At 75.9% G+C, this 11303-nt stretch carries 7 protein-coding genes; 3 read left to right on the top strand and 4 right to left on the bottom strand.

Features of this window, described 5'->3' with window-relative positions; genetic code table 11:
• Nucleotides 1-37 precede the first annotated feature (37 nt).
• The 4 genes from ACPCUX_RS10245 to ACPCUX_RS10230 all read right to left on the bottom strand — a co-directional run bounded on the left by ACPCUX_RS10245 (nucleotide 38) and on the right by ACPCUX_RS10230 (nucleotide 5433).
• Nucleotides 38-511 carry an HNH endonuclease gene (locus ACPCUX_RS10245; protein WP_009863577.1) on the bottom strand — a complete coding sequence of 158 codons (474 nt, stop codon included), beginning with the start codon at nucleotides 509-511 and terminating at the stop codon, nucleotides 38-40.
• Nucleotides 512-784: 273 nt separating this feature from the next.
• The gene (locus tag ACPCUX_RS10240) at nucleotides 785-2113 is read right to left on the bottom strand and encodes a low temperature requirement protein A (RefSeq protein WP_423388678.1); all 1329 of its coding nucleotides are present in this window, start codon (nucleotides 2111-2113) and stop codon (nucleotides 785-787) included.
• Nucleotides 2110-3663 carry an ATP-binding protein gene (locus ACPCUX_RS10235; RefSeq protein ID WP_423388677.1) on the bottom strand — a complete coding sequence of 518 codons (1554 nt, stop codon included), beginning with the start codon at nucleotides 3661-3663 and terminating at the stop codon, nucleotides 2110-2112. Before ACPCUX_RS10235 ends, ACPCUX_RS10240 begins: the two co-directional genes overlap by 4 nt.
• A gap of 93 nt (nucleotides 3664-3756) precedes the next feature.
• Entirely contained in the window at nucleotides 3757-5433 is a 1677-nt protein-coding gene (locus ACPCUX_RS10230; protein ID WP_255438174.1) for an FAD-dependent oxidoreductase, read from the bottom strand.
• A gap of 183 nt (nucleotides 5434-5616) precedes the next feature.
• On the opposite strand from ACPCUX_RS10230, the gene ACPCUX_RS10225 reads away from it, so the two are divergent.
• The 3 genes from ACPCUX_RS10225 to ACPCUX_RS10215 are packed head-to-tail and all read left to right on the top strand — an operon-like array spanning nucleotide 5617 to nucleotide 11302.
• Nucleotides 5617-7182: a pyridoxal phosphate-dependent decarboxylase family protein gene (locus tag ACPCUX_RS10225; protein ID WP_085387928.1), complete on the top strand. Its 1566-nt coding sequence runs from the start codon at nucleotides 5617-5619 to the stop codon at nucleotides 7180-7182.
• Nucleotides 7179-8756: a lysine N(6)-hydroxylase/L-ornithine N(5)-oxygenase family protein gene (locus ACPCUX_RS10220; RefSeq protein WP_423388676.1), complete on the top strand. Its 1578-nt coding sequence runs from the start codon at nucleotides 7179-7181 to the stop codon at nucleotides 8754-8756. The genes ACPCUX_RS10225 and ACPCUX_RS10220 overlap by 4 nt, the downstream gene beginning before the upstream one ends.
• Nucleotides 8753-11302, top strand: coding sequence for a GNAT family N-acetyltransferase (locus ACPCUX_RS10215; RefSeq protein ID WP_423388675.1), 2550 nt, complete (start codon nucleotides 8753-8755; stop codon nucleotides 11300-11302). Before ACPCUX_RS10220 ends, ACPCUX_RS10215 begins: the two co-directional genes overlap by 4 nt.
• Nucleotide 11303: the final 1 nt, after the last annotated feature.

Genomic DNA, 11303 nt, shown 5'->3' with positions numbered 1-11303 from the left:
CGCCCGCGGCCGGCCGGGCGCGCCGGCCGGTGACCCGTCAGCGTCTGCGCGGGGCGGGCGCCGACGGGTAGATGTCGCGGAACGCGGGCTCGAACGGTCTGGACAGGAGCGACAGGCCTGCCTGCTCGGGCGTGCGCCCGCCCTTGGCCGCGTTGCACGGCTCGCACGCGGCGACGGCGTTGAGCCACGTCGTCGTGCCGCCCTGGCACCGCGGGACGACGTGGTCCATCGTCGTCGCGGTGCCGCCGCAGTACGCGCACCGGTAGCGGTCGCGGCGCAGGAGCGCGGCGCGCGAGTACGGCACGCGGCCCTGCCGCTCGTACACCCAGCGCGCGTGCACGTACCGCACGAGCGCGACCGACCGGGGCCGCTGGTAGGGCCCGAACGTCTCGCCCTCGACGGCCTCCAGCACCTCGGCGACCTGCCGGTGCAGCATGCGGATCGCGTGGCGCAACGACACGCGGCCGAGCACCTGGCTGCCGCCGAGGTTGTAGATGACCACCTCGCTCATCGTCGCTCCTCCTGTCGTGCGTTCGCGTGCCGTGCCCCGGGACGACGAGAGCCGCCCCAGGACGGTGCCCCAGGACGGCTCTGCAGGTGGACGACGCACGTCGTCTACCTGAGGAGCGCCCTTCGGGACGGGTCGACGGACCACTCGTGCGTCACGCGGGTCCACCTGCCCTTCACCGGTCGTCATGGTCGAGCGTCCGGGCGGGTGTCGACCGGACGCCACGAGGCTATGCCCGCGAGCCCCTGACGTCCACGGTTTTGCGCCCGCGCGGCGTCAGGCGTCGTCCCGCGCGCCCGTCTCCGACGCCGCCGCGCCCGGCTCGGCGCCCGGCCCCGTGCCGAGGTGCGTGCCCGCCGCGTCGCCCGACGTCGGCCGGTGCGCGCGCCCGGCACCGGAGAGCTGGACGAGCAGCGCGCCCGACAGGACCCACACGAGCCCGGCGGCCGAGACCGACCCGCCCGCGAGCGCGGCGACCGCTCCCGCGGCCACGACGGGCACGGCGAGGACCAGCGCGGTGCGGACGTCGCGCAGCACCGCGTGGACGCCCGCGGACACCAGCCCGTGGACGGCGAACGCCCCGACGAGCAGCGCGAGCTCGGCCGGCTCGAGGGCGCGCGCCGGGCGGTCCAGCACGCCGCCGAGCGCGCCCGCGAGCGTGGCGAGGGCCCCCGTCGTCACGAGGTGCAGGAACCACGCGACGCGAGGCGGCACGCCGGCCGGGCGCAGGAGCGCCACGCCCGCATACCCGGAGCGCACCGTGAGCGCCCACAGCCCGACCAGCAGGGTGAACGCCCCTGCGCCCGCCACGAGCAGGGTGCGGTCCCACTCGGCCTCGCTCGCGGCGTCGATCGCCTGGATGAGGCCCTCGCCGAGCACGATGATGACGAACAGCCCGAGCCGCTCGCCGAGGTGGGGCACGTCGCTCGCGGCCGCGTCGACCGTCGTCGGGACCTCCAGGTCGCGCCGTCGCCCGCGGTCCGGCGCGCCCGGTCGTGCACGACGGCCGCCGAGCGCACGACCCCGGCCCCGGCGCTCGCGGACCTCGTCGAGGCGCTCCTGCGCGTGCCGCACGAGCCGCTCGCCCGAGAGCGTGAGGAGCAGCACCAGGTCGATCGCGAGGCCGACGCCCCACAGCACGTACCGGGTCTGGCCGTCGGCCCACCACGACACGACCCACGGCACGACGCCGGCGAGCGCCTGCACGACGGGCAGGTCGACGACGACGGTCGTGCGCCGCCACGGGCGTGCGGCCACGAGGCGGCCCACGACGTAGGCGACGGCGAACGCCCGGGCGTGCTCGTCGTGGATGCCCGGGACGGCGGCGATCATCACGGCGAGCGCGGCCATCCCGGCGAGGATCGGCAGGGACCGCGCGCCCTCTCCCGCGACGTTGCCGTACGTGGTGAAGCACGCCCACACGAGCCAGAAGGCCGTGTACGCCACGACGTACAGCGCGAGCCCGCCGCCGTCGTGGTCCTCCTGGAGGAGGTGGGCGAGCATGCCGATGCCCGCGACGACGACGAGGTCGAAGAACAGCTCGAGCCAGGAGGCGTGGCGCTCCTCGCCGACGGGCGAGGTCCCCGCCGCGGGGGCGGCCGTCACGGGCGGCCGTCGGGCGCGTCGGGCGAGGTGGGCGCGGTGGGGACGGGCGCGGGTTCGAGCGGGAGCCGCACGACGAACCGCGTGTCGCCCGGCACGGACGTCACGGCGAGGTCGCCGTGGTGCTTGTTGACGACGATGCGCCACGAGATGTCGAGACCGAGCCCGGTGCCCTGCCCGACGGGCTTGGTCGTGAAGAACGGCTCGAAGATGCGCGGGCGCACGTCGTCGGGGATCCCGGAGCCGGTGTCGGCGACCTCGACCTCGGCGCGGTCGTCGACGCGCCGGGTGGTCACGGTGAGGGTGCCGGTGCCGGCCATGGCCTGAGCGGCGTTCTCGACGAGGTTGGTCCACACCTGGTTGAGCTCGGCGGCGTACACGGGCACGGGGGGCAGGTCGGGGTCGTAGCGACGCACGACGTCGACGCCGTCGAGGGTGTGGTCGAGCATCGTCAGGGTGGAGTCGAGCAGCTCGCGCAGGTCCACGGGCCGGAACGGCGCCCGGTCGAGCTGGGAGTACTGGCGGGCGGCGCCGACGAGGGAGGAGATGCGCACGGTGGCGTCCTCGATCTCGGCCATGAGCTGCTCGGTCTCGATGGTGTACGCGAGCCAGCTCACCGCGCCGGTGAGCGCGCCGGCGTCGACCCGTCCGGCGACGCGGTCGAGCCACGGCTCGTCGATGCCGGCCTGGACGAGCGCGGGGGAGACCCGCCACCCCTCGGGCAGGCCGTGGTCGTCGAGCCAGTCGGTGAGGCGGTCCTCGAGGTCGGAGGTCTCCAGGGCGCCGACGGCGTCCGCGGTGCGCGTGTCCGCGTACCGCTCGAGCGCCTCCTCCTGGAGCCGGATCAGCTCGGCGAGCGTGGCGCGGTCGTAGGGGCCGTCGGCGATGAGCGCGAGCTTGTGCCGCATGGCCGCGACGCGCTCGCGCAGGGTCCCGGTGGCGCGCACGGCGGCCGCGGCGGGGTTGTTGAGCTCGTGGGTGAGGCCCGCGGACAGGGACCCGAGCGCGAGCAGCCGCTCGCGCTGCCCGACGAGCTGCTGCGCGTCGCGCGTGCCCCAGAACACTCCCTCGAGCAGGTGCACCGCCATGGGGAACCACTCGGTCATGAGCTTGGCGAAGTCGTGGGCCGCGAGCACGAAGAAGCGCGAGGGCTCGAGCGCGCGCGCCGAGTGCAGGTAGGTCTGGGGCAGCCGGTCGCCGAGGTAGGCGTTCCAGGCGCCGAGGTAGACCCCGACCTGACGGGTGCGCGAGACCTCGACCTCGTCCTCGCCGACGCGGCGGTAGAGCGCGACGCCGCCGTCGAGCAGGACGTAGAACGCCTCGGCGGGCGCGCCCTCGTGCAGCAGCCAGCCCGCGTCGTGCCGCTCGACGTGGCCGGTCGCGCACAGCCAGGCGAGCTGGTCGTCGGTGAGGTGCTCGAACAGGAACGTGGCGCGCAGCTCGTCGACGTCGCACGGCAGCCAGCCGCGCGCGGGGGCTGCCGCGGCGGTGCCGGGCGCGGTGCTGGCGCCCGCGGGGGGCGGGGTCGTGGTGGGGTCCTCGGTGCTGGTCACGGTGTCGCCTCCGGGTCGGTCGGGGCTGTGTCGTCGGTGCTGTGTCGGTGGTGCTGTGTCGGTGGTGTCGGCGGGGAGCGTGGCGGGACGGGGTCAGAGCTGTTCGAGGTAGCGGTGGACGAGCATGACGGCCATGGCTCCCTCCCCGACGGCGGACGCGACGCGCTTGGCCGACTCCGCGCGCACGTCCCCGGCGGCGAACACGCCGGGCACGGACGTCTCCAGGTGGTAGGGCGGGCGGTCGAGCGTCCACCCGGCGGGCGGGGCGCCGTCGTGCAGGAGGTCGGGTCCCGCGAGCACGAACCCGCGGGGGTCGCGCGCGACGACGCCGTCGAGCCAGTCGGTGCGGGGCGCGGCGCCGATGAACACGAACGCCCACCCGCACTCGACGCGCGACGTCGTGCCGGCGTCGAGGTCGCGCAGCTCGAGGTGCTCCAGGTGGTCGTCGCCCGACGCCGCGACGACCTCCGTGCGGGTGAGGACCCGCACGCGCGGGTGGGCCTCGACCTGCTCGACGAGGTAGGACGACATGGACCGGGCGAGCGAGTCGCCGCGCACGACGAGCGTGACCTGCTTGGCCTCGCGCGCGAGGTAGAGCGCCGCCTGCCCGGCGGAGTTCGCGCCCCCGACGACGTACACCTCCTGGTCCTGGCACGCGGACGCCTCGGTGAGCGCCGAGCCGTAGAAGACGCCGCGGCCCACGAGGTCGGCGAGGCCCGGGCCGTCGAGCAGCCGGTAGGAGACGCCGGAGGCGAGGATGACGGTGTGCGCGTCGATCGACGTGCCGTCGGGGAACCGCACCGAGCGCGCCGGGCCGTCGACGTCGAGCTCGACGGCGTCGCGCGTCGTGACGATCTCGGCGCCGAACCGCACGGCCTGGCGGCGCGCGCGCTCGGCGAGCTGGGCGCCCGAGATCCCGTCGGGGAAGCCGAGGTAGTTGTCGATGCGCGAGCTCTGGCCGGCCTGGCCGCCGGTCGCGGTGCGCTCGACGAGCACCGTGCGCAGCCCCTCCGACGCCCCGTACAGCGCCGCGCTGAGCCCCGCGGGCCCGCCGCCCACGACGACGAGGTCGTAGAAGTCGGCCGCGGGGCGCGTGGCGAGCCCGACGCGCTCGGCGAGCGTCGCGTCGTCGGGCGCGACGAGGGGCTCGCCCTCGGGCGTGACGACGAGGGGGAGGGTCTCGCCGTCGGCCTGCGCGGCCGTGAGCAGGCGCGCCCCCTCGGCGGACTCGGACGGGTACCACCGGTAGGGGACGCGGTTGCGCGCGAGGAACTCGCGCACCTGCGACGAGCGCGCCGACCACCGGTGCCCGACGACGACGGTCTCGGCGGGCCGGCGGCGGTCGGTCGCGGACCACGCCTCGAGCTGGGCGTCCACGACGGGGTAGAGCTTCTCCTCGGGCGGGTCCCACGGCTTGAGCAGGTAGTAGTCGAGGTCGACGACGTTGATCGCCTCGATCGCGGCCTCGGTGTCCGCGTAGGCGGTGAGCAGGACGCGCCGCGCCGCGGGGAAGAGGTCCATCGCCTGCTCGAGCAGCTCGACGCCCGTCATGCCGGGCATGCGGTGGTCGGCGAGGACGACGGCCACGTCCTCGCCGCGCAGCGCGAGCTCGCGCAGCGCCGCGAGCGTCTCCGCACCGGACTCGGCACGCACGATCCGGTACCGGTCGCCGTAGCGGCGGCGCAGGTCGCGCGCGACCGCGCGCGAGACCCCGGGGTCGTCGTCCACGGTGACGAGGGCGGGGCGGGTCGTCGCGACGGTGGGTTCCACACGGCCTCCTCGGGCACCAGGACGGGCGACTGCCATCCTCTCCCCGCCGTGGCCGCGCGTCCACGGCGGACGTGGTGCAGGTCACTCTTGACGCGAGACCGCGCTGCGCTAGGTTAGGCAAGGCAAACCTCAGGTTGCCCCGCCGCGGTCCGTGGCGGTCCTCTCCCCGTCCTGGAGCCTCGCATGCTCTCAGCACGATCCGGCGCGCCCGCGCACGGTACCCCGACCGCCCCCGCGCTGCTCACCGGCGCGACCGCGGGCGCCTACGCGAGCACCCTGCACGCCGTGGTGGACGACGTCGCCGCGCGCGTGGCCGCCGTCGACCAGCCCTGGTCCGGCGCGAGCCGCACGCACCTGGCCGCGCTCGTCGACGCCGCCGACCTCGACGGCCCCGGCGTCGGGACCGACGCGGCGCTGCGCGAGGCCGCCGACCTCTACGCGACCCACGCCGTGTGGTTCCACCACCCCGCCTACGCCGCGCACCTCAACTGCCCGGTCGCGCTGCCCGCCGTCGGCGCCGAGGCTCTGCTCGCCGCGATCAACACGTCCGTCGACACCTACGACCAGTCGACCGTCGCGACCCTCATGGAGCGCCGCCTCGTCGCCTGGACCGCGGGCCGCGTCGGCTACGCCGCCGGCGACGGCGTCCTCACGTCGGGCGGCACCCAGTCCAACCTCCACGCGCTCTTCCTCGCCCGCGAGCGCGCCGTCGAGCGCGCGGCCCGCGACGGGCTCGGACGCTCGGCCGTCCTGCCGCGCCTGCGCGTCCTGGCCGCGGGATCCAGCCACTTCAGCGTCGCGCGCTCGGCCCTGCTGCTCGGCCTCGCCGACGACGCGGTCGTGCGGGTCGAGGCCGACGCCGACGGGCGTGTCGTGCCCGCGGCGCTCGCGGCCGCCGTCGCCGCGGTGCGCGCCGCGGGCGACGTGGTCATGGCGGTCGTCGCGACCGCCGGCACGACCGACCGCGGCTGTGTCGACCCGCTCGCCGCGGTCGCGGACGTGTGCGACGCGGCCGACGTGTGGCTGCACGTCGACGCCGCCTACGGGTGCGGCCTCCTCGTGTCCCCGACGCGCCGGCACCTGCTCGACGGCATCGAGCGCTCGCGGTCGGTGACCGTCGACTACCACAAGGCGTTCTTCCAGCCCGTGTCCGCGAGCGCGCTGCTCGTGCGCGAGCGCGCCGACCTGGAGCGCGTCGCGCACCACGCGGACTACCTCAACCCGCGCGAGAACGCCGAACCGAACCAGGTCGACGTGTCGCTCCAGACGACGCGCCGCTTCGACGCGCTCAAGCTCTGGACCACGCTGCGCGCGCTCGGCCCCGGCGGGGTCGGCGCGATGGTCGACGCCGTGTGCGAGCTCGGCGCGCAGGTGCACGCCGACCTCGCGGACGACCCCGAGCTGCGCGTGCTCGGCCGCACGGACCTGTCCACGGTCCTGTTCCGCTACGAGCCGCCGGAGCTGTCCGCGGCGCACGCGGACCGCCTCGTGCCGCTCGTGCGGCGCGTGCTGTTCGAGTCCGGTCGCGCGGTGGTCGCCAAGACCGTGCTCGACGGCGTCCCGTGCCTCAAGCTCACGCTGCTCAACCCGACCGTGACGCTCGCGGACGTGCGCCACGTGCTCGACCTCGTGCGCACGACCGCCCAGGCGCTCGTCGAGCGCGACGAGCTGCTGCACGACGACGACGTCGCGACGCACGCCGCGGACCTCGTGGCGTCCCTCGCGACCGCCGGGGCGGTGACCCGATGACCACGACTGCTCGCACGACGAGCGGCCCCGCCCGAGCGCCCCACGACCCGGCGCCCCACGACCCGGCGCGCGTGCGCGACGTCGTCGGCGTGGGGATCGGGCCGTTCAACCTCGGCCTCGCCGCGCTGTCCGCGCCCCTCGACGACGTCGACGCCGTGTTCCTCGACGCCGCGCCCGAGTTCCGCTGGCACCCCGGCATGATGATCGAGGGCGCGACGATCCAGGTCCCGTTCCTCGCCGACCTCGTCACCATGGCGGACCCGACCTCGCCGTACTCGTTCCTCGCGTTCCTCAAGGCCACGGGCCGGCTCTACCCGTTCTACATCCGGGAGTCGTTCTACCCGCTGCGCGCCGAGTACGACGCGTACTGCCGCTGGGTCGCGGCCCGCCTGGGCTCGCTGCGCTGGTCGCGGCGCGTCGTCGCCGTCGAGCACGACCCGGCCGCCGACGCGTTCGTCGTGCGCGCCGAGACGCTCGCGCCCGACGGGAGCGTCACCGGCACCGAGGAGCACCGGGGTCGCCACCTCGTGCTCGGCGTCGGCACCTCGCCGGTGCTGCCGCCCGCGCTGCGGGCGCTCGCGGACGAGGTCGCGCGCGGCGAGCACCCGGGTGCCGGGCCGCTCGTGCACAGCGCGCAGTACCTGCCGCACCGCGACGCGCTCGCGGACGCGGGCTCGGTCACGGTCGTGGGCAGCGGCCAGTCGGCCGCCGAGGTCTACCGCGACCTGCTCGACGGCGTGCACGGCGACGCGCGGCGCCCCGGCTACCGGCTCGACTGGGTGACGCGCTCGCCGCGCTTCTTCCCCATGGAGTACACGAAGCTCACGCTCGAGATGACGTCGCCGGAGTACACCGACCACTTCCACGCGCTGCCGCTCGAGCTGCGCCAGCTCCTCGGCCGCGAGCAGCGGGGCTTGTACAAGGGGATCAGCGGCGACCTCGTGGACGAGATCTACGACGCGCTGTACCGCCTGAGCCTGGACCGCCCGGTGCCGACGACGCTGCTCACCGACACCGAGGTCGTCGCCGCGCGGTACGAGCCGGCCGCCCGCGGGGGTGACGGGGCGAGCGCTGCCGGGCAGCCCGACGCGGCGGGGTCGGCCGGGGAGTACGTGCTGCGGCTGCGGCACGCGCAGCTCGGGCGGGAGGTCGAGCGCCGCACGCGCGCGCTCGTCGTCGCGACGGGCTACGCCGCCTCGGTCCCGGCGTTCCTCGACCCGGTTCGCCACCTGCTCCGGTTCGACGAGCTCGGGCGGTTCGACGTCGCGCGCGACTACACGGTCGACGACGCGCGCCGCGTCCACGTGCTCAACGGCGAGGAGCACACGCACGGCATCACCGCGCCGGACCTCGGGTTCGCCGCGTGGCGCAACGCCGTCGTGCTGCGCACCGTCACGGGCCGCGAGGTGTACCCGGTGGAGGAGCGCATCGCGTTCCAGACGTTCGGCCTGCCCGATGACGAGGCTCCCTCGGCTTCCCCGTCCCCGGCCACCACTCCCGCGACGACCCCCGCCACGTCGGACGCCGCGGCGCGCGTCGCGGCGGGCGAGCGCACGGGAGGTGAGGCTCGATGAGCGCCACCACCACGGCGACGGCGGCGTCGGCCGTGCCGTCGCCGGGCCCGACGGCGTCAGGTGCTGCGGCGTCGGACGACGCGGCGCCGAGCGCGAGCCCGGGCGCCGCCTTCGCGGTGCGGGTCCGGCTCGGCGACGGCCGCGCGGACGTCTCGTTCGAGCCCGCCGACCCGGTGCGCGACGCCGCCCTCGTGCAGGGCTGGCTCGCGCACCCCCGCTCGGCGTTCTGGCAGCTGGGCCACCTCGACGTCGACGGCGTGCGGGACTACCTCGCGGGGGTCCGCGCCGACCCGCACCAGGACGCGTGGCTCGGCCGGGTCGACGGCGTGCCGGCGTTCCTCGTGGAGACGTACGACCCGGCGCGCGTCACGCTCGCCGACGTCCCCGCGGCCGTCGCCCTGCTGGAGCCGGGCGACGTCGGGATGCACCTGCTCGTCGCGCCCCCGGCCGGGCCCGCGCGCGGCGGGTTCACCTCGGCGGTGATGGGCGCCGTCGTGCGGTTCTGCCTCGACCCCGCGGGCCGGGGCGCCCGCCGCGTCGTCGTCGAGCCGGACGTGCGCAACGCCGCGATCGCGGCGAAGAACGCCGCGGCCGGGTTCCGCGTGCTGCGCGAGGTGGAGCTCCCCGGCAAGACGGCGCACCTCGCCGTCGCGACGCGCGCCGATCTCGACGCGAGCCCGCTGGGCGACGGCGTCGACCACGCGCCGCACCTGCGCCCCGACCTCGCCGAGCGCGCGCACCGCCACCTCGTCGCGAAGACGATCGCCGAGCTCGCCCACGAGCGGCTGCTCGCGCCGCGCGCGGAGGTCTGGCCGGTCGAGGCCGACGGGCCGGGCGAGTACGTGCTGCCCGTCGCGGACGGCTCGGTGGAGTACCGGTTCGTCGCGCGGCGGTACGCGCTCGAGCACTGGGTGCTCGACGAGGCGTCGATCCGGCGCACCGCGACGGCCGGGCACGGCACGGCGGGCCGGCGCGGCGACGTGGGCGACCCCGCGGGTGCGGACGGCACGGGCGCGCGGCGTGAGCTGCCGGTCGACGCGCTCGACCTCGTCGTCGAGCTCCAGCCCGACCTGCGCATCCCCGACGACCTGCTCGCCACCTACCTCGAGGAGGTGTCGTCCACGCTCGCGAGCGCGACGGCGAAGCTCGAGCGGTACGAGCGCACCGGCGGGCCGAGCGCCACCGACCTCCTCGGCGCGTCGTTCCAGGAGGTCGAGGCGGCCATGACGGAGGGGCACCCGGGGTTCGTCGCGAACAACGGGCGCATCGGGTTCGGCCTCGCGGAGTACCGCGCATACGCGCCCGAGAACGGGGGTCGCGTGCGGCTGCTGTGGCTCGCCGCGCGGCGCGAGCACACCCACCTCGCGCTCGGCGCCGGGCTCGACGAGGAGACGCACTACGGGGCCGAGCTCACGCCCGACGAGCGCGCCGCGTTCGCCGAGCGGCTCGCCGCGCGCGGCCTCGACCCGGCCGACTATCTCTACCTGCCCGTGCACCCGTGGCAGTGGGAGCACCGCGTGCCCATCACGTTCGCGGCCGACGTCGCGCGCGGCGACCTCGTCCCGCTCGGGCCGGGCGCCGACGAGTACCAGCCGCAGCAGTCGATCCGCACCCTGTTCAACCTCACGCGGCCCGGCCGCCACTACGTCAAGGTCGCGCTCGCGATCCAGAACATGGGGTTCCTGCGCGGGCTGTCGCCCGCCTACATGCGCGACACCCCCGCGATCAACGACTGGGTCGCGCACCTCGTCGCCGCCGACCCGGAGCTCGGCGGCCGCGGTTTCACCGTGCTGCGCGAGCTCGCCTCGATCGGGTACACCGGCGACGTCTACCACCGCACCGCCACGCCGTCCCCGCACCGCAAGATGCTCGCCGCCCTGTGGCGCGAGAGCCCCGTGCCGCGCACCGCGCCCGGGGAGCGCCTCGCCACCATGGCCGCGCTCCTGCACCGCGACCCCGACGGCGCCGCGCACGCGACCGCGCTCGTGCGCGCCTCCGGGCTCGACCCCGCCGACTGGGTGCGCGCCTACCTCGACGCCTACCTGCGCCCGCTCGCCCACGCGCTCCTCGCGCACGACCTCGCGTTCATGCCGCACGGCGAGAACCTCATCCTCGTGCTCCGCGACCACGTCGTGGTCCGTGCGGTCATGAAGGACGTCGGCGAGGAGATCGCCGTCCTCGGCGACGCGCCGCTCCCGCCCGGCGTCGAGCGTGTGCGCGCCGTCGTCGACGACGAGGAGAAGGCGCTCGCGATCTTCACCGACGTGTTCGACGGCGTCCTGCGCCACCTCGCCGCGATCCTCCACGGCGACGGCGTGCTGACCGAGGACCGGTTCTGGCGCCTCGTCGCGGAGTGCCTCGACGCCCACCGCGCCGACCACCCCGACCTGCGCGGCGGCGTCGACCTGCGCGCCCCGCGGTTCGCGCACTCGTGCCTCAACCGCCTCCAGCTGCGCAACACGCTCCAGATGGTCGACCTCGCCGACCAGTCCGCGTCCCTGCTGTACGCGGGCACCCTCGCCAACCCCGCCGCGCGGGAGGGCTGAC

Source organism: Cellulosimicrobium sp. AB352, assembly GCF_049538415.1.
GTDB lineage: Bacteria > Actinomycetota > Actinomycetes > Actinomycetales > Cellulomonadaceae > Cellulosimicrobium > Cellulosimicrobium funkei.
This window is presented reverse-complemented; position numbering and strand designations above follow the sequence as displayed.